The sequence below is a fragment of the Mycolicibacter sinensis genome (assembly GCF_001667945.1).
Taxonomy (GTDB): domain Bacteria; phylum Actinomycetota; class Actinomycetes; order Mycobacteriales; family Mycobacteriaceae; genus Mycobacterium; species Mycobacterium sinense_B.
This window is the reverse complement of sequence record NZ_LZJK01000070.1, coordinates 1-18,734: the sequence shown is the minus strand read 5'-3', so window position 1 is coordinate 18,734 and position 18,734 is coordinate 1. Positions and strand designations below refer to the sequence as shown.

The window sequence follows — 18,734 nt, the reverse complement described above, 5'->3', positions numbered from 1 at the left end:
GGAGCCGATGACATGCCCGCCCTAACTGCCTAACCCATCGGATCACGCAGCACTACACCACTTCCCGGGACTTGACCCCCGGCGGCGCGTCGATGAGGCCGCTGAGTTGGGCCCGCGCACCGCGATCACCGGCGAACCCCTGGAACCGGTGTTGCCGGCGCTGGCCGCGGCCCAGGCCGCTGGGCAGGTCGGCCCCGAGCAGGTGGCGATCGCCCGTAAGGCGATGGCCAAGATCCCGGCCGGAGTCACTGTGGCCGATCGGGAGCGCGCCGAGCGTGACCTGGTGGAGTTGGCCACCTTGTTCGCCCCGGAAACCTTTCAACGCCTGGCTGTGCACCTGATCGCGGTGCTGGATCAAGACGGCGACGAGCCCGACGACCGGCAACGCCAGGCCCGCCGCGGGCTGCGGCTGGGGCCGCAACGCCCCGATGGGATGAGCACCCTGTCCGGCACGATCACCCCGGAGTTGCGGGCCACCCTGGAACCGGTGCTGGCCAAACTGGGAGCACCCGGGATGTGCAATTCCGCCGATGAAAACCCCTGTGTCAGTGGCACGCCGAGCCAGGAGCAGATCCAGGGTGATCACCGCACCCGCGATCAACGCCAGCACGATGCGCTGTTGGCGGCTTTACGGGCGACACTGTCGTGCGGGGATCTCGGGCAGCTCAACGGGCTGCCGGTCACGGTGATCGTCTCGACCACCCTCGAGCAGTTGCAGACCGGCGCCGGCAAGGCCCACACCGCCGGGGGCTCCTTGTTGCCGATGGGTGATCTGCTGCGGATGGCATCGCACGCGTACCACTATCTGACGCTCTTCGATGGCCAGGGCCGAGCGTTGTGGCTGGGCCGCACCAAGCGGATCGCCTCAGCCGATCAGCGCATCGTGTTGCACGCGCGCGATCGCGGCTGCACCCGACCCGGGTGCACGGTGCCGGGATATTTGACCCAGGCACACCATCTGGACCGGGACTGGGCCGACAATGGCCACACCGACATTGATTCCCTCGCCCTGGCATGCGCACCGGATAACCGGATGGCCAGCGAGCAGGGCTGGACCACCCGACTCGGCGAGTCCGGCCGCGTCGAATGGATCCCCCCACCCAAACTCGACCACGGCCAACCCCGAATCAACCCGTTCCACTTCATCGAAGCCGTCATCGACTACCACCGGCCCGCCCGATCTGATGACGACGCCGACGAGCCACCCGATCCGCAACCCCCACCGCCCGCCGACGACGACGATCAGTGCCCGTGGCCCGACGACTCGGTATTCGACGAAGCCGACTACGACGCCGCCCTCGAGGAGCTCCAACGCAGCTACGAGGCAATAGATCCCGAGGAACTCGCCAACCGACATTGCCTCGCCGACGACGCTTGGATGGAAGCTGGGTGACCACGTGCGCCTAAGGCGGGAGGCTGCGGCAAAGTCACCCACTTAGCAGCAACCGGCACTAGCCGCCGTTGCAGCCGGTGCCGCTGCCGGGCCCGCCGGAGCCGCCACCACCGGGATTGGGGACGCACCCCCCGCCGCCTCCACCGCCATGACTTCCCGGAGTGTTACCGGTGGTGCCCGCCTCGCCGTTGTTCCCGCTCATGCTGCCGGCACCACCCTGGCCGCCGACGCCACCCTGACCGCCCGGGCTGTTAGGGCCTCGGATCCCGGCGAACCCACCGTTGCCGCCGTCACCGCCGTTGCCGCCGTTGCCCGAAACCAGCGCGGCGCTGCCGCCGGCACCACCGTGTCCACCGTTGCCGCCGGAGGTGTTGGCGCCGCCACCGCTGGCTGGGGCGCCGTCGCCGCCCTTCCCGCCGGCACCGCCGTTGCCGCCGTTGCCGGAGCCCAGGGAGGCACCGTTGCCGCCTTGCCCGCCATTGCCACCGGCACCGCCCGCGCCGCCGGAGACTCCCTGCGTCCCCACGAGACCCGCGCCGCCGTCGCCCCCGTTGCCGCCGTTGCCGTACCAGAACCCGGCATTGCCACCCGCGCCGCCGTCACCGCCGCCGGCTCCGCCGTCGCCGCCATTACCACCGTTGCCGAACAGGCTGCCGCCGTTGCCACCGGCTCCGCCCGCCGCGCCGGCCGCACCGGCACCACCGTCGCCGCCATCACCAAACATGCCGGCCGAACCGCCCGCCCAGCCGGCGCCGCCGTTCACCCCGACCTCACCCGCGGCGCCCGCCCCGCCGTTGCCGAACAGGAAACCGCCGTCGCCGAGGTCGCCGAAGATGCCGCTGCTGCCCAGTAGCGAGGTGTTGGCGTCGGTGAAGTCGTCGATGCCGTTGCCGATCAGATCGCGGCCGAACAGGTAGACGAACGGCGCGTTGATCATCTCGGCCATCTGCATGCCGGAGCCACTGGCAAGCCACGCCTGCAGCGCGTCGTTGATCGACTGCGCGAAATCGAGCGGGCCCGCCTCGGCACTGCCCAGGAACGCGCCGAAGTCACCGAAGGCGTCGGCCGGCTGACCGCCATCGGCAACATCGACCACCGGGTCGAAGAGCAGCTCCCCCAGATCGGCGTGCGCGGCCGGGGCGGCGGCGATCGGCGCCGTACCGGCGACCAGCAATGCTGCAGCTGCGGCGCCGACGCTGCTCATGCTGCGCCGACGACGGCGATCCTGCCGGTGACTGGCCATGGTGCACGCTCCTTGGAGAGGAGGGGTTTGCTCAGACTCGTCACACTAATACGAAATTCCGAAAACGCGCGAATTGTCCGGCTTAATCGCCGCTATTGCGGGCATCAAACAGGCTCACAGCCGATGATGCGGTCTGGCCGGCTGTACACGTTCATCGAAGCGCCCCGCAGGAAGGCCACCAGCGTCAGCCCGCATTCGGCGGCCAGGTCCACGGCCAGCGACGACGGCGCGGAGAGCGCGGCCAGGACCGGAATCCCCGCCATCACCGCCTTCTGGGTCAGTTCGAACGACGCCCGTCCACTGACCAGCAGCACGGCCCCGGCCAGCGGCACCCGGCCGTGTTCGAGCGCCCACCCGATCACCTTGTCGACCGCGTTGTGCCGGCCGACGTCTTCGCGAACCACTCGCATGGTGCCGTCGCCGTCCCGGAAGTCGAACAGCGCCGCGGCATGCAGACCGCCGGTGGTGGCGAAGACGTCCTGCGCGGCCCGCAGCTGATCGGGCATCGCCGTCACCGCCGCCGCGGAGACTCGGAGCCCGTCCTCGCCCGGGCTGTACCGGCTGGCAAGCCGCACCGCCTCCAGCGAGGCTTTACCGCAGATGCCGCAGGACGAGGTGGTGTAGAAGTTGCGGGTGATGTCCACAGCGGGCGGCGCAACGTCTGGGGCCAGCGTCACGTCGAGCACGTTGTAGGTGTTGGTCCCGTCCGGGTGGGCGCAGTAACGCGCGGTCAGCACGTCATCACGCCCGGCGATGATTCCCTCGGTGAGCAAAAAGCCCTGCGCCAGCTCGATATCGGATCCGGGCGTGCGCATCGTGACGGTGAGCGGAACACCGCCCAGCCGGATCTCCAGCGGTTCTTCGACCGCGAGCGTCTCGGGCCGCTGCGTCGCGTCGCCGGCGGCAAGGTGGCTGACCCGCCGACGCTGCGTTATCCGACTCATCGCTCCATCATCCCGGGTCGCTCACATCGGGACTACGCTGCAGGGATGGTTCAGCGAAAATTCCTGGAGTGGCCGGTAATCCGGCAACTGCGCACCGGTGACGTGTTCGGCCGCGGTCCGGCTGTGACCTCCGAGGCCACCCGCGCCATCGCACCGCGCACCGCGACCGCCGATCGGGTGGTGCAAAGCGTCTGCCCGTACTGCGCGGTCGGCTGCGGCCAGCGCGTCTACGTCAAGGACGAGAAGGTCGTGCAGATCGAAGGCGATCCGGACTCGCCGATCTCGCGCGGGCGGCTGTGTCCCAAGGGCGCGGCGAGCGAGCAGCTGGTCAACTCCCGCGGCCGGCAGATCACGGTGCTGTATCGGGCGCCCCACGCTACGGACTGGCAGCCGCTGGAGCTGGACACCGCGATCGACATGGTGGCCGACCGGTTCATCGCCTCGCGGCGCAACACCTGGCAGGACCACGACGCCGACGGCCGGCCGCTGCGCCGCACCATGGGGATCGCCTCGCTGGGCGGCGCGACACTGGACAACGAAGAGAACTACGTCATCAAGAAGCTCTTCACCGCCGCCGGCGCGGTACAGATCGACAACCAAGCTCGTATTTGACACTCCGCCACGGTTCCCGGTCTGGGAGCCTCCTTCGGTCGCGGTGGCGCGACGCAAACCCTGCAAGACATGGCGAATGCCGACTGCATCGTCATCCAGGGCTCCAACATGGCCGAGTGCCATCCGGTCGGCTTCCAGTGGGTCGAAGAAGCCCGGGCCCGGGGCGCTACCGTGATCCACGTCGACCCGCGGTTCACCCGCACTTCGGCGGTGTGCGACAAGCACATTCCGATCCGGGCCGGCTCGGATGTGGTGCTGCTGGGGGCGCTGATCAACCACGTGCTCAGCCACGACCTGTGGTTCCGTGAATATGTGCTGGCCTACACCAACGCCGCGACGCTGGTGAGCGAGGACTTCCGTGACACCGAGGACCTGGGCGGGCTGTTCTCCGGGTTCGATCCGGCAACCGGGCACTACGACCCGTCGAGTTGGGCGTATCAAAGTGCCGAAGCCGGCGACGGCGACATCGGCTCCCCCGGCGGCGGCCACGAGCACGGCAGCAGCGCCTCGGCACGCTCGGTCGGCGAGACGTTCGGCAGCGGCGGCCCGGCCCTCGAACACGCCCGGGTGCGGCGCGACGAAACCCTGCAACACCCGCACACGGTTTTCCAGATCCTCAAGCGGCACTATGCGCGCTACACGCCGGAGATGGTTCGCGACGTCTGCGGCATCGACCCCGAGGCGTTCGACTACCTGGCGCGCGCGGTGACGGAGAACTCGGGACGCGAACGCACCACCTGTTTCGCCTATGCGGTGGGCTGGACGCAGCACACCCTGGGCGCCCAATACATCCGCACCGCGGCGATCCTGCAGCTGTTGCTGGGCAACGTGGGCCGGCCGGGCGGTGGCATCATGGCGCTGCGCGGCCATGCCAGCATCCAGGGTTCCACCGATATCCCGACGCTCTACGACATGCTGCCCGGTTATCTGCCGATGCCCAAGGCCGGGCGCGATGACACTCTGCAGCAGTACTTGGACCGGGTGGGATCCAAGAGCCAGAAGGGATTCTGGGCCAACGCCGACGCGTATCTGGTCAGTCTGCTCAAAGCGTGGTGGGGGGATGCCGCGACCGCCGATAACGACTGGGCTTATGACTACCTGCCCCGGCTGACCGGACCACATGGCACCTATCAGGCCGTGACCGGAATGCTGGCCGACGAGGTGCAGGGCTACTTCCTGCTCGGCCAGAACCCGGCGGTCGGGTCGGCCAATGGCCGCCAACAACGGTTGGGCATGTCGCATCTGAAGTGGCTGGTGGTGCGGGACCTGAACCTGATCGAGTCGGCCACCTGGTGGAAGGACGGCCCGGAGATCGCCTCCGGTGAGCTGCGCACCGAAGACATCGAGACCGAGGTGTTCTTCCTACCGGCGGCCAGCCACGTCGAGAAGGCCGGGACGTTCACCCAGACCCAGCGGCTGCTGCAATGGCGGCATCAGGCCGTCGCCCCGCCGGGAGATTGCATCAGTGAGCTGCAGTTCTTCATCACGCTCGGCAACCGGATCCGGGCCAAGCTCGCCGGGTCGACCGATCCGCGGGATCGGCCGCTGCTGGATCTGGTCTGGGATTACCCGGTCGATGCCCACGGGGATCCCGATCCGGAGTTCGTGCTGGCCGAGATCAACGGCCACCAGCTCACCGGCGACGACGCGGGCGCGCCGCTGACGTCCTATACCCAGATGCGCGCCGACGGGTCCACCTCCGGCGGCTGCTGGATCTATACCGGGGTGTACGCCGGCGGCGTCAACCAGGCCGCCCGCCGGGTACCCCGAGGCGGGCCCGGACGCAGCCAATCCCAGTGGGGCTGGGCCTGGCCGGCCGACCGCCGGATCCTGTACAACCGGGCCTCGGCCGACCCGGACGGGGTGCCGTGGAGCGAACGCAAGCGGTACGTGTGGTGGGACGCCGAGTCGGGCCGCTGGACCGGGGATGACGTGCCCGACTTCGTCATCGACCGCGCGCCGGGCACCCGGCCGGGTCCAGCGGTGGGCGGCCCGGACGCGCTGGCCGGCGACGACCCGTTCGTGATGCAGCCCGACGGCAAGGGCTGGCTGTTCGCCCCCAAGGGTGTGGTGGATGGGCCGCTGCCGACCCACTACGAGCCGCAGGAGTCGCCGATCGCCAACGCGGTCTATCACCAGCAGCGCAACCCCGCCCGAATCACGTTCCCCCGCAAGGACAATTTGTCGGCGCCCAGCGCCGGTGAGCCGGGTGCGGACGTCTACCCGTACGTGTTCACCACCTACCGGCTCACCGAGCACCACACCGCCGGCGGAATGAGTCGCTGGCTGCCGTATCTGGCCGAGCTGCAGCCGGAGATGTTCTGTGAGGTCTCGCCCGCGCTGGCCGCCGAGCGGGGCCTGCAGAACTACGGCTGGGCCACCATCATTTCGCCACGCGCGGCGATCGAGGCGCGCGTGCTGGTGACCGACCGGATGACACCGCTGATCGTGGGTGGACATACCGTGCACCAGATCGGCTTGCCGTATCACTGGGGAGTCGGCGGCGACGCGGTGGTCAGCGGCGATGCCGCCAACGATCTGCTCGGGGTGACTCTGGACCCCAATGTGCAGATCCAGGAATCCAAGGCCGGTTCCTGCGATATCCGGCCGGGCCGGCGGCCGCATGGCGAGGATTTGCTGCGCCTGATCGCCGAGTACCAAAGCCGTTCCGGCGCAACACCACAGACCGGTAATAGCGCCATCGACCCGGAGAGGCGGGACTGATGGGTCAACTGTCCGGACCGACCGATCCCGCCGCCGACGCCCGGTGGTCGCCGCAACCTCCGCGCAAGGGGTTTCTCACCGACACCTCGATCTGCATCGGATGCAAAGCCTGCGAAGTGGCCTGCAAGGAGTGGAACCACAACCCGGCCGACGGCGAGCTGGAGTTGCTCGGGTCGTCGTATGACAACACCGGAGCACTGGGCGCCAACACCTGGCGGCACGTCGCGTTCATCGAACAGGGCCGCGACGCCATCGCGCAGGCGCGCGAATCGGGTCGGCAGCTGGTCAGCCTGGGCATGCCGAAAATGCCGGGCACAGAAGCGGTTACCGCCCCTCCCGACACCGATCAGTTCCGCTGGCTGATGGCCTCGGACGTGTGCAAGCACTGCACCCACGCCGGGTGTCTGGATGTCTGCCCGACGGGTGCGCTGTTCCGCACTGAATTCGGCACGGTGGTGGTGCAAGACGACGTCTGCAACGGCTGCGGCAACTGCGTGCCGGCGTGCCCGTTCGGGGTGATCGAACGCCGCACCGACGGCACGGCGGCCCCCAAGACCGCCCGCGGCGACGCCCCCGCGGTGCGCAACGCCGGAATAGCCCAGAAGTGCACCATGTGCTACGACCGGCTAGTCGACGGCGAGATCCCGGCGTGCGCCAAGACCTGCCCGACCGAGTCGATCAAGTTCGGCGACCACGCTGATCTCATCGACGACGCCCGCCGGCGGGTGGCCCGGCTGCACGCGCAGGGCCGCACCGAAGCCCGGCTCTACGGCGCCAACGAACACGACGGGGTCGGTGGCACCGGGTCGGTTTTCCTGCTGCTCGACGAGCCGGAGGTGTACGGCCTGCCGCCGGACCCGCGGGTGGCCACCGCGGACCTGCCGGCGATGTTCAAGCGCTCGGCACTGGCCGCGGCCGGGATGTTGGCCGCCGCGGCGGTCGCGTTTTTAGGGGGACGACGGTGAGCACTCAGCAGGAGCCTCGACGGCGCCGGCGCCGGGGCGGTGGTGGTGACGGCGGCCGCGAGATGCCGATGGTGCCCGACGTGCAGTTCAGCTCCTACTACGGGCGCCCGGTGGTCAAGCCCGCACCATGGTCACACGAGATCGCCGCCTACCTGTTCCTCGGTGGCCTGGCGGGCGGCTCCGGGCTGCTGGCCGCCGGCGCCCAACTCACCGGCCGGAAAACGTTGCGACGCAACTCAAGGCTGGCGGCGCTGGTGGCGATCGTGTTGAGCGCGGCGGCCCTGATCAGCGACCTGGGTCGCCCGGAACGCTTCGTCAACATGCTGCGCACCATCAAGCTCACCTCACCGATGAGCCTGGGCTCCTGGATCCTGTCGGGATTCGGTGCGGGCACCGCGGTAGCCGCCGCGGCGGAGGTGGACCGGCTGACCGGCGAGCGCCTGCCGCTGGGGCCGGTGCGCGGCCTGCTGCGCGCGGTCGAGGGCCCGGCCGGTCTGGAGGCCGCGGTGTTCGCGGCGCCGCTGGCGGTCTACACCGCGGTGCTGCTGGGCGACACCGCCACCCCAACCTGGCATGGTGCCCACCGCGACCTGCCGTTCGTGTTCGCTAGCTCGGCGAGCCTGGCGTCCGGCGGGCTGGCAATGCTGACCACACCGGTAGGCGAGGCGGGGCCGGCGCGACGCCTGGCGGTGCTCGGGGTGCTCGGCGATGTGATCGCGACCCGCGCCATGGAGCACCGGATGGATCCGATCGCCGCCGAGCCGCTGCATCAGGGCCGGGCCGGGGCGATGCTGCGCGCCAGTGAGCGGTTGGCGGTCGCCGGGGGCATCGGGACGCTGCTGGGCGGGCGGCACCGAGCGGTGGCGGCCGTGTCGGGGCTGGCACTGCTGGCGGCGTCGGCGCTGACCCGGTTCGGGGTGTTCGAGGCCGGCATCGAATCGGCGAAGGACCCGCGCTACACCATCGAGCCGCAGAAACGCCGATTGGCGGCCCGCCGGGCGGCGGGCATCACCGGGGATTCGATCACCACGGCGGGGTGAGCCGCCGCCGTCCGGACAGCGGACCGCTCAGTTGCGGCCGACCTGCCGAGAGCGCGCCGAAAGCGATGTGTAAGAACGGCGCCAGGGGGTATGCGATCACCGAATTTTCCGCCTAGCCAGACGTGAATGGAATCCAGCTATGACCGCGCCGCCCCCGGACCCAGACCCGGCCAGCACCCCCGACCTCGAGTCCGGCGGCGGTGTCGCTCCTGGCTCGACGCCACCCGAGTCCGCGCAGACCTCCGGCCTTTCGGCGTCGGATCCGCGCGTCACGCGCAGACTCACCCCCACCGTGACGATAAGCCTCGTCGCCATCGGTCTGCTCGTTTTGGTGTTCGCCGCGGTTGCGGTGCTACTCGTGCTGAACATGGGGACGTACCGGGGTAGTTCGCCGGTCGGGCGAAGCCGTATTCATGGCGGACCGGCAGCACGCGCGCCCGTGCCGGTGCCTCAGTCGTCGATTCTGTGCAACGCCGATCCCTTGTGCATGGCGACGTGATCGGTCTTGTCGCTTTTGATCTCGTACTGCGGCTCATCGGGGCTCGCGCGCCGGGTATGCCCCTTGTATTCGGTGTCTTTGGTGTGCACCTTGGTGACCTTGCCGGTCACATGCCCGGCCTCGGAGTTCCACCGCACATGGTCGCCGACTTTGAACTCGCTCATCGCACCTCGATTCCGCTTCCCGTCACGGTATGCCCGATAACCGGGTACCCGGGAAGCTCGCCGACAACCAGCAGGCCGCCGGAGGTTTGGGCGTCGGCGAGCAGCAGCAGCTGGTCTTCGCTGATCCGGGGACCGAGCCGCAGGTGCGGTCGCACCCAGTCCAGATTGCGCCGGCTGCCCCCCGAGACGAAGCCGTCGCGTAACGCCGCGTGCGCGTCCGCGATCACCGGCACCGCCGCCTGGTCGATCACCGCGCCCACCCCGGACGCGCGGCACATCTTGTAGAGGTGGCCCAGCAGCCCGAACCCGGTGACGTCAGTGGCCGCCCGCACACCGTGCGATGACGCGGCGTGCGCGGCGTCGCGGTTCAACTCGGTCATGGTCGCGATCGCCTCGTCGAACACCTCGCCGGTGCGCTTGTGCCGGTTGTTGAGCAGGCCTACCCCGATCGGTTTGGTCAAGGTCAGCGGCAGTCCGGGCGCCGCAGCGTCGTTGCGCAGCAACCGGTTCGGGTCGGCCACTCCGGTGACCGCCATGCCGTACTTCGGCTCCGGGTCGTCGATCGAGTGTCCGCCGATCACCGGGCAGCCCGCCTGCTGCGCCACCACCAGTCCGCCGCGCAGCACCTCGGTCATCAGCTCCAGCGGCAACGTCTCGCGTGGCCAGCCGACCAGGTTGATCGCGACTACCGGGGTTCCGCCCATCGCGTAGATGTCCGAGAGCGCGTTGGCCGCGGCGATGCGGCCCCAGTCGTAGGCGTCGTCGACGACGGGGGTGAAGAAGTCCGCGGTGGACAGCACCGCGAGGTCGTCGCGGACCAGCACGGCGGCCGCGTCATCGCCGTCGTCGAGCCCCACCAGCACCCGGTCGTGAACCTGGCCGGTGAGCCCCCGGACCGCGTCCTCCAGCTCGCCGGGCGGGATCTTGCAGGCGCAGCCGCCGCCATGCGCGTAGCCGGTCAGCCGGACGGGGTCTGGGCTCATCCGTTCAGTGTCTCCTGCCGCACCAGCAGGCGGGCGGCCGCGTCGGAAAGCGATACCGCACGCGCGACCCATTTTGAAAAGACCCACCTGGTCCAGCCCCGGGACGACTCCTCCGCCGGCTCGTCCCTCGCCCGCATCGTCGCCCGACTAGGTTGATCCCCGGAGGCGTTTGGGTCCTGGTGGGCTCCCCGGTCTTCAAAACCGGTGAGGCCGAGCAGCTCGGTCTGGCGGGTTCGATTCCCGTCCGCCTCCGCCATAGGAGGCGCAGTGAGTCAGATCGATCCGCGTCGCGGCATTCCGCGCACCGACGCCCTGCTGACGCTGCCCGCCGTGCTCGAGGCGCGCACCCGGCTCGGCGACCACGTCGTGCGCGGCCTGGTGCATGACGCTCAGGAGCGGGCGAGGCGCGGCGAGCTGGACCCGGGCCAAGTGGAATTCTCACTGCTGGAACACCTTTCGAAACGCTCGGGAACCAGGTTGCGGCCCGTGCTCAACGCCACCGGGGTAGTGGTGCACACCAACCTCGGCCGCGCACCGCTCTCGGCGGCGGCGGTCGAGGCGCTGGCGGCGGCCAGCGGCTACGTCGACGTCGAGCTGGATCTGGCCACCGGCGCCCGGTCCAAGCGCGGTGTCGCCGCGCGTGCCGCACTGCTGGCCGCCTGCCCGGCCGCCGAAGACGCCCTGGTGGTGAACAACGGTGCCGCCGCACTGGTCCTGGCGACCACCGCGCTGGCCGCCGGTCGGGAGGTGGTGGTCAGCCGCGGCGAGCTGATCGAGATCGGGGCCGGATTCCGGCTGCCGGACCTGATCGCCTCCACCGGTGCGAGACTGCGTGAAGTGGGCACCACCAACCGCACCCACCTGCGCGACTACGCCGAAGCCCTCGGGCCGCAGACCGGCTGCATTCTCAAAGTCCACCCGAGCAACTTCGCCGTCCACGGCTTCACCGCCGCCGTCGACGTGCGCGAATTGCGTGCTCTGGCAACAGAACACGGTGTGCCACTGGTGGCCGATCTGGGCAGCGGTCTGCTGACCCCCGACCCGCTGCTGCCCGACGAGCCGGACGCGGCCACCACGCTGCACGACGGCGCCGATGTCATCACCGCTAGCGGCGACAAACTGCTCGGCGGCCCGCAAGCCGGTCTGGCGCTGGGCCGCGCCGAGGCCATCACCCGGCTGGCCCGACACCCCTTGGCCCGCGCCGTCCGCGCCGACAAACTCACGCTTGCGGCACTGGAGGCCACGGTTGCCGGCGCGGCTCCCCCGGTCACCCGGGCGCTGCACGCCGACCCCGACCAGTTGCGTGCCCGCGCCGAGCGGCTGGCCGCCGGCGCCGGCGCCACCGTCATCCCCCACGACGGCCGGGTCGGGGGCGGCGGCGCCCCGGGTGTGCCGCTGCCGGGCTGGGCTGTCCGGTTGCCCGAAGCGGCTGCGGCCGTGCTGCGCACCGGGGATCCGGCGGTGCTGCCCCGGGTGCACGACGGCGCCTGCCTGCTCGACCTGCGCTGTATCCCGCCGGATGACGACGCGCGGCTGCTGGCCGCGGTGCGCGCCGCTCTCGACCGGATCCGCTGAGCAGGCGCCGCCCATGTTTGTCGTCGCCACCGCCGGCCACGTCGATCACGGCAAGTCCACCCTGGTGCGCGCACTCACCGGTATGGAACCGGACCGGTGGGCCGAGGAGCGGCGGCGCGGGCTCACCATCGATCTGGGGTTCGCCTGGACCACGCTGGCCTCGGGCCGGCAAGTGGCCTTCGTCGACGTGCCGGGCCACGAACGGTTCCTGCCCAACACCCTGGCCGGGCTCGGTCCGGCGCCGGTGGTGTGCTTCGTCGTCGCCGCCGACGAGGGCTGGCGTTCCCAGTCCGACGACCATCGCGACGCCGTTGCCGCCCTGGGGATTTCGCACGGTCTGGTGGTACTGACCCGCATCGACCGGGTCGGCGAGCACCGGATCGGCGAGGTATCGGCGCAAACCCGCACCGAACTGTCCCAGACCGGCCTGCAGGATGCCCCGGTCGTCGCCGTATCGGCGGTCGACGGTACCGGCCTACCCGAGCTGCGAAGCGCGCTCGACGACGTACTGGCCGCAGTGCCGCCGCCCCGAGCAGACGGGCGGGTGCGGCTGTGGGTGGACCGGGCGTTCCCGGTCAGCGGCGCCGGGACGGTGGTGACCGGCACGTTGACGTCCGGCACGCTGACGCGCGGCGACCATCTGGAGCTGCGCACCGGGGAACGGTCGACGCCTGTCGTGGTCCGAGGTCTGCAGTGCTGCGGTGAACCGGCAGCCAGCGTTGCGCCGGCCGCCCGGGTCGCGGTCAACCTGCGCGGCGTCGCCGTCGACGATGTGCACCGCGGCGCCACCCTGACCACGCCGGATACGTGGTGCAGCGCTGGGATCCTCGACGTGCGGCGCAGCACCGGGGCAGCACTGGGCACGGTGCCGGAGCAGCTCATGGTGCACGTCGGAACGGCGGCGATGCCGGCCAGGTTGCGGCGTTTCGACGATGAGCATGCCCGGCTCGCGCTGGAGCGCCCGCTGCCGCTGGTCGCCGGTGACCGGCTGCTGCTGCGCAACCCCGGCAGCCGCCGGGTGCTGGGCGGGGTGCTGGTGCTCGACGCCGACCCGCCCGCGCTGCACCGGCGCGGCGATGCGGCCCGGCGGTCGGCCGCACTGGCCGATCTTGATCCCGACGACCACATCGCCCGGGCTAGCGCCGAGGTAGCCCGCCGTGGCGCGGTGACGCGCAAGCGCCTGCGGGTCCTGGGCTGCGATTGCGCCGCGGTACCCGCCGATGTCCGGGTGATCGGCGAATGGTGGGTGCACGCCCGGACCCACGATGCCTGGCGGGAGCGGCTGCAGGCCGCGGTGCGCGAGCTTCGGCAGCGGGACCCGTTGGCTGCCGGGCTATCCCGAGGTGCGGCCGTCGACCTGTTGGGACTTCCCGATCCGGTGCTGCTCGACGAGGTGGTGCGCAGCACCGGACTAGCGCAGCGTAACGGGCTGATTCAGCTGCCGGGCCTTGGCGACGATCTCGGCCCGGCCGAAGCCGCGATCGCCGAGTTGGAATCGCGCCTGGCCGCCCATCCGTTTCATGCCCCGGAAGCCGACGATCTGGCCGCCCTGCACCTGGGGACCCGAGAGCTGGCTGCCGCGGAACGAGCCGGACGGCTGTTACGCCTGCGCGACGGGCTGGTGCTGTTGCCGAGCGCGCCGGCGCTGGCGATGCGCGAGCTGGCCCGACTCGATCAACCGTTCACGGCCAGCCAGGCCCGCCAGGCGCTGGTCACCACCCGCCGGGTGATGATCCCGCTGCTGGAATACCTCGACGCGCGCGGCTGGACCCGGCGGATCGATGCGGTGCAGCGAGAAGTGGTGCGCTAACCCGTCCCGCAAACACGAAATGCCCCGGCGAACCGGGGCATTCGTGCGTGCTGGTGTGGTCGGTTACGCGTCCGGCGTCGGCAAGCCGAGGTCGAGCGCGCTGTACAGACCGGCGGCTGCCAGGTCGGCGTCGGGCGTGATCACGTCGACGTCGGAGTAGTCGGCCGGCGCGAACCACGACGCCGCCCACGACATGTCGATGTTGCCGAACGGCGTCTTCAGGAAGTCGATGACATCCTTGCCGTCGCCATCGGCGTCGTAGTAAAGGTTGGTGAAGCCGAAGCCCAGCTGGTTCTGGGCGTAGACGTCTCCATCGTCGGTGACGAACACGTTGTTGATCCCGGCGCCGAACAGCGACTCCGTGAGGTAGTTGGTGCCTACCAGCGTGTCGCCCTCACTGGGAACGAAGGTGGCATCCAGCTTCCAGGTCTGCGAGAACGGATCCTTGTCGACGAGCAACTGCGCGTCATCGGTGCCGTACACCGGCGTCCAGGTCAGGTTCTCCGGAACGTCCTTGCCGTATGCCAGGTTCAGCGCGCTGTACAGGCCGGCGTTCTCCAGCGCCTTGTCCGGCGAGGCCTCGTGCAGCTTCGAGATGTCTTCCGGGGTGAACAGCCACGCCATCGAGGACATGTTGATGTTTCCGAACGGCGTCTTCAGGATGTCGACGACGTCCTTGCCGTCACCGTCGGCGTCGTAATACAGGTTGGTGAAGCCCAGACCCAACTGATTCTGGTTGTAGACGTCGTTGGTGGCCTCGTCGATGAACAGGGTGTTGAGCCCCCCGGTCGACGGCGTGAGGTACGTGGTTCCTACCAGCGTGGTGTCGCCGTTGACGAAGGTGGACCCGACGGCCCAGGTGTTGATGAACGAGTTCGCCTGCTGGAGGACCTCCGCGGTGTCCGTCTGGTAGACCGGCGTCCACGTCGGCGCCGGCGTTTCGGCCGTATCGGCGTTGGCAGTCCCGGCCGCCAGGAACGCCGCTGCCGCAGCGCCACCCACCGCCACACCCAGTGCACGGAACTTCATAACAACCCTCCTTGTTCGAAACCGTCATGCTTTTTCTTTTGACGGTAGCGCAACCGTAGGGAAGTCCCGACCCGATGTCAAGCAGAATCTCAGGTTCTTTTTGGGAAAGGGCCGATTACCTTGCTCGCGCCGCTGCCGTCGAGTACCTTGTCGAATTTGATGGGACCGTACGTCTCGGTAAATCTCCGAGACCTGTCGATGGGGAACCGCCTTGTCCAACCGCCGCTCGCCCTGGATGAACGACGACCTCGACGCGCTGCGTGAGCTGGCCCGCGCCTTCTGCGAGAAGGAAATCGCACCCAACATCGACAAGTTCATCGGCCAGCACCAGGTCGACCGCGACCTGTGGAACAAGGCGGGTGAACTGGGGTTGTTGTGCTTGTCCATCCCCGAGGAGTACGGCGGGGGCGGCGGCACCTTCGCCCATGAAGCGGTGCTGATCGAGGAGCAGGCACGCGTCTGCGACACCTCATGGGGTGTCAGCGTGCACAGCACGATCGTCGCGCACTACCTGCTGACCTACGGCACCGAAGACCAGAAACGGACCTGGCTGCCGAAGATGGCCAGCGGCGAGGTCGTGGGCGCTATCGCGATGACCGAGCCGGGCACCGGATCGGACTTGCAGAACGTCAAGGCCCGCGCCATCCGAGACGGCGACGAGTACGTGGTCAATGGCTCCAAGACGTTCATCACCAACGGCCAGCAGGCCGATCTGATCATCACCGTGGTCAAGACCGACGCAGCAGAAGGCGCCGCCGGCATCTCGCTGGTGCTGGTCGAGGCCGACCGCCCGGGCTTCCGGCGCGGCCGGTCCTTGGACAAGATCGGCCAACGCGGCCAGGACACCTCCGAACTGTTCTTCGACGACGTGCGCATCCCGGTGTCGAACCTGCTGGGCACTGTCGAAGGCCAGGGATTCATCCAGCTGATGCAGCAGCTGCCGCAGGAACGGCTGATCATCGCCGTCGGTTCGGTGGCCGGGATGGAGACCGCGCTCGAGCACACCCTGCGCTACACCAAGGAGCGTCAGGCTTTCGGCCGACCGATCTTCGGATTCCAGAACACCAAGTTCAAGCTGGCCGAGGTCGCCACCGAGGCCAAGATCGCCCGGGTGTTCATCGACGACTGCATCGAACAGCACATCCGCGGTGAGCTCGACATCCCCACGGTGGCGATGGCCAAGTGGTGGACCACCGACCGCGCCATGCACGTCGCCGACGAATGCCTGCAGCTGTTCGGTGGCTACGGCTACATGACCGAATACCCGATCTCGCGGATGTGGACCGACCAGCGGGTCCAGAAGATCTACGCCGGCACCAACGAGATCATGAAGGAAATCATCGCCCGCGCCCTGTGAAACGCACTGTCCCCCAGGAGTAAACGATGACCACTACCGACTACACCCAAGCCCTGCAGGTGCTCTCCGAAGGCTCGGTTCGCCGCAACTTCGACCCGTTCACCGACGTGCCGTGGGACGACCCACAGATGGCGATCGATCCGCAGGATCCCCGTTGGGTGCTTTCGCCGACATCCGACTCACTCGGCGCCACCCGGTGGTATCAGGCCCAGCCCCTGGAGCGGCAAATCGAGATCGGCAAGTGGCGCATGGCCAACTCGATCAAGGTGGGCGCGGCTTTCGAGAGCATTCTGATCCGCGGGCTCATGGCCTACATCATGACGCTGCCCAACGGGTCACCGGAGTTTCGCTACTGCTTGCACGAGATGACCGAGGAGTGCAACCACATCCAGATGTTCCAGGAGCTGGTGAACCGGATCGGCGTCGACGTGCCCGGCATGAAGCGCCGATTCCGCCGGTTCTCGCCCTACATCGGGCTGGTGGGCGGACGCTACCCGATCATCTTCGTCATCGGCATCCTGGCCGGTGAGGAACCGATCGACCACTTCCAGAAGGCGTTGATCCGGGAGGGCGCCAGCCTGCCGCCGGCCGTGCTGCGCACCATGCAGATCCACATTGCCGAAGAGGCACGCCACATCTCGTTCGCCAACGAGTTCCTCAAGGTCCATCTACCGAAGCTGACACGCCGTCGGCAACGGGTCATCAGCGTGCTGTTCCCGATGGCGATGCGCTGGCTCGCCGGGGAGATCATGGCGCCGCCGAAATCGTTCGCCGAGCAGTTCGGGATCCCGCCGGAGGTGATGCGCGAAGCGTTCTGGCGCGGACCGGCATCCCGTCGCATTCTGGCCGGCTACTTCGGCGAAATGCGGGCCCTCTCCGACGAACTGGGCCTGAACAACCGGGCCAGCCGGCTGGCCTGGCGGCTGCTTCGCATCGACGGCCCGCGCGCCCGGTACCGCGGTGAGCCCGATCGGGCCCACGCCGCGGCCTGATGGCAGTTTTCAGGGCCGTTTGAGGGCCTCGACCACCGCGGTCAGCTCTTCGTCCGGGTCCAACACCAGCCCGATCGAGCGGGCGGCGCCGTCAAGGATGTACCAGATGATATCGGCCAGCGTTTCGGCCATCTGGGCGCGGGACCGGGTCGGCGGGGACTCCGTCAACCAACTCGCCAGCGTGGCATCCACCATGGTGACGACCACGAACGGCACGGACTCGAAGACCTCGCCGCCCACCCCGATTGCTTCGGCAACCGAGGAGATGATGTCGGCGCCGCGCACGGCGATGCGCCGCTTGAGTTCTTCGGTGGCGTCTTGTGAGCCCTCCAAAGTCGGTCCGCGGCGGGCGAATTCGTTGAGCCGCTGATGGTCGACCATCCAGTCGGCCACCGCCAGCACGGAACGGGTGAGGATCTGCCGCAGCGAACCGCTGGAGACGTCGAGCTTGGCGTCGAGCACTGCGGCGAAGTCGTCGACCAGATAGGAGCGGATCCGGCGCTCCAACTCGTCCTTGCCGCTGAACTGCCGGTAGATCACCGACTTGGCGACACCGGCGCGTTTGGCGATGGCCTGCACCGAGATGTCCGCGCCCGCAGGACTGTCCTCGATCACCTGCACCGCCGCACGCAGGATCTGGTTGCGGCGCTCCGCGTTGTGCTGCTGCCATCGCGCCTCATAGCCGCTCACCGCGGGCGTCGTGGCCGATGACATGGCGTTGAGCCTACCGGCGGACAACCCGGTATCCGCGGGATCATCGCCGGGTGAATTGACGCTGGCGGGGCCGGCTGCCAGAGTTGCCGATGACTGACCTGAGAGGGGTTCTGGTGTTTGTCGATCCGGCGATGCTGCGTTCGGGGGCGACGGATACCCATGGCGCCAGCGCACACGCCCAGGCCGGAGCGGCCCGGTTGAACCAGACCTTTGTCGCGACGGGCATTTTCGGCGGCTTCAGCGCCGCCGACGTCTTCCACGGCGCGCTATCTGCGACCCATGCCGAGCACATCACCTGCCTCAACGATCACCGCCGCACCCTGGCCGAGGTCGGCGACAAGGCGCACCTTGCCGCGCGCGAGTTCACCGGCATGGAACAGGGCAACGCAGCCGAACTTCGCGCGGTGCGGTGCAACTCCAGCACATAAACCCGGCGCTGCTGACCGAAGCGGCCGGCGGTGACCCGTGGCAGGTCAACAACACCCTGCAAAGCGGTAACCCGGCCGTCATCGACGAACTGGCGCAAGCGTTCCACGACGCCGGGTCCTGCACCGCCGAGGCCAGTGCCGCATTCGCCCAAGCCCGCCAACGGTTCCAAGCCGCCTGGAATCGAGAGAACGGCGACCACCCGATCAACGACTCCGCCGAAGTCCAGCGCGCCACCAATACCTTGCATCTGCAGCAGACCCA

The 18,734-nt window shown here is 69.0% G+C and carries 16 protein-coding genes, 1 tRNA gene and 1 pseudogene; 12 read left to right on the top strand and 6 right to left on the bottom strand.

From position 1 onward, the window contains the following. Nucleotides 1–106: 106 nt before the first annotated feature. Complete coding sequence (locus A5694_RS09565; protein WP_234787908.1) at nt 107–1,393, top strand: HNH endonuclease signature motif containing protein; 1,287 nt, start codon at nt 107–109, stop codon at nt 1,391–1,393. 58 nt (nt 1,394–1,451) lie between these two features. On the opposite strand, the gene A5694_RS25065 is transcribed toward A5694_RS09565, so the two are convergent. Both A5694_RS25065 and fdhD read right to left on the bottom strand, forming a co-directional pair. Beyond that, the gene (locus A5694_RS25065) at nt 1,452–2,636 is read right to left on the bottom strand and encodes a hypothetical protein (RefSeq protein ID WP_131809555.1); all 1,185 of its coding nucleotides are present in this window, start codon (nt 2,634–2,636) and stop codon (nt 1,452–1,454) included. Nucleotides 2,637–2,740: 104 nt separating this feature from the next. Then, on the bottom strand, nt 2,741–3,580 hold the full coding sequence (gene fdhD / locus A5694_RS09555) for a formate dehydrogenase accessory sulfurtransferase FdhD (RefSeq protein ID WP_064921600.1): 840 nt from the start codon (nt 3,578–3,580) through the stop codon (nt 2,741–2,743). 45 nt (nt 3,581–3,625) lie between these two features. On the opposite strand from fdhD, the gene fdh reads away from it, so the two are divergent. The 4 genes from fdh to A5694_RS25160 all read left to right on the top strand — a co-directional run bounded on the left by fdh (nt 3,626) and on the right by A5694_RS25160 (nt 9,420). Continuing rightward, nucleotides 3,626–6,916: a formate dehydrogenase gene (fdh, locus tag A5694_RS09545; RefSeq protein ID WP_082952593.1), complete on the top strand. Its 3,291-nt coding sequence runs from the start codon at nt 3,626–3,628 to the stop codon at nt 6,914–6,916. Then, nucleotides 6,916–7,881: a 4Fe-4S dicluster domain-containing protein gene (locus A5694_RS09540; protein ID WP_064921597.1), complete on the top strand. Its 966-nt coding sequence runs from the start codon at nt 6,916–6,918 to the stop codon at nt 7,879–7,881. Before fdh ends, A5694_RS09540 begins: the two co-directional genes overlap by 1 nt. Continuing rightward, nucleotides 7,878–8,921, top strand: a complete 1,044-nt coding sequence (gene nrfD, locus A5694_RS09535; protein ID WP_064921596.1) for an NrfD/PsrC family molybdoenzyme membrane anchor subunit — start codon at nt 7,878–7,880, stop codon at nt 8,919–8,921. Before A5694_RS09540 ends, nrfD begins: the two co-directional genes overlap by 4 nt. A gap of 139 nt (nt 8,922–9,060) precedes the next feature. Next, nucleotides 9,061–9,420 carry a DUF6480 family protein gene (locus A5694_RS25160; protein WP_221740354.1) on the top strand — a complete coding sequence of 120 codons (360 nt, stop codon included), beginning with the start codon at nt 9,061–9,063 and terminating at the stop codon, nt 9,418–9,420. Here the strand turns inward: A5694_RS25160 and A5694_RS09530 are convergent. Both A5694_RS09530 and selD read right to left on the bottom strand, forming a co-directional pair. Next, nucleotides 9,372–9,584, bottom strand: a complete 213-nt coding sequence (locus A5694_RS09530) for a DUF2945 domain-containing protein (protein ID WP_064921595.1) — start codon at nt 9,582–9,584, stop codon at nt 9,372–9,374. The two genes, A5694_RS25160 and A5694_RS09530, sit on opposite strands and share 49 nt — an antisense overlap. After that, complete coding sequence (gene selD, locus A5694_RS09525) at nt 9,581–10,567, bottom strand: selenide, water dikinase SelD (protein ID WP_064921594.1); 987 nt, start codon at nt 10,565–10,567, stop codon at nt 9,581–9,583. Before selD ends, A5694_RS09530 begins: the two co-directional genes overlap by 4 nt. Before the next feature lie 161 nt (nt 10,568–10,728). On the opposite strand from selD, the gene A5694_RS09520 reads away from it, so the two are divergent. The 3 genes from A5694_RS09520 to selB all read left to right on the top strand — a co-directional run bounded on the left by A5694_RS09520 (nt 10,729) and on the right by selB (nt 13,952). Further along, a tRNA-Sec gene (locus A5694_RS09520) sits at nt 10,729–10,823 on the top strand. Nucleotides 10,824–10,834: 11 nt separating this feature from the next. Then, nucleotides 10,835–12,142 carry an L-seryl-tRNA(Sec) selenium transferase gene (selA, locus tag A5694_RS09515; protein WP_064921593.1) on the top strand — a complete coding sequence of 436 codons (1,308 nt, stop codon included), beginning with the start codon at nt 10,835–10,837 and terminating at the stop codon, nt 12,140–12,142. A 13-nt stretch (nt 12,143–12,155) separates the two neighbouring features. Further along, complete coding sequence (gene selB, locus A5694_RS09510) at nt 12,156–13,952, top strand: selenocysteine-specific translation elongation factor (RefSeq protein ID WP_064921603.1); 1,797 nt, start codon at nt 12,156–12,158, stop codon at nt 13,950–13,952. 63 nt (nt 13,953–14,015) lie between these two features. Here the strand turns inward: selB and A5694_RS09505 are convergent, their stop codons facing one another. Next, nucleotides 14,016–14,981, bottom strand: coding sequence for a hypothetical protein (locus A5694_RS09505; protein WP_064921592.1), 966 nt, complete (start codon nt 14,979–14,981; stop codon nt 14,016–14,018). A 235-nt stretch (nt 14,982–15,216) separates the two neighbouring features. On the opposite strand from A5694_RS09505, the gene A5694_RS09500 reads away from it, so the two are divergent. Together A5694_RS09500 and A5694_RS09495 are read left to right on the top strand one after the other, a co-directional pair. After that, nucleotides 15,217–16,338, top strand: a complete 1,122-nt coding sequence (locus A5694_RS09500; RefSeq protein ID WP_064921591.1) for an acyl-CoA dehydrogenase family protein — start codon at nt 15,217–15,219, stop codon at nt 16,336–16,338. Between the two features lie 26 nt (nt 16,339–16,364). Then, nucleotides 16,365–17,330, top strand: a complete 966-nt coding sequence (locus A5694_RS09495; protein ID WP_064921590.1) for an AurF N-oxygenase family protein — start codon at nt 16,365–16,367, stop codon at nt 17,328–17,330. 9 nt (nt 17,331–17,339) lie between these two features. On the opposite strand, the gene A5694_RS09490 is transcribed toward A5694_RS09495, so the two are convergent. Next, nucleotides 17,340–18,044, bottom strand: a complete 705-nt coding sequence (locus tag A5694_RS09490; protein ID WP_064921589.1) for a TetR/AcrR family transcriptional regulator — start codon at nt 18,042–18,044, stop codon at nt 17,340–17,342. An 89-nt stretch (nt 18,045–18,133) separates the two neighbouring features. Between A5694_RS09490 and A5694_RS09485 the strand changes: the two genes are divergently transcribed. Next, nucleotides 18,134–18,472 carry a DUF2563 family protein gene (locus tag A5694_RS09485; protein WP_234786401.1) on the top strand — a complete coding sequence of 113 codons (339 nt, stop codon included), beginning with the start codon at nt 18,134–18,136 and terminating at the stop codon, nt 18,470–18,472. After that, a pseudogene (locus A5694_RS09480) lies at nt 18,454–18,734 on the top strand (alpha/beta hydrolase); the annotation flags it as partial. The gene A5694_RS09485 and the pseudogene A5694_RS09480, both read left to right, overlap by 19 nt.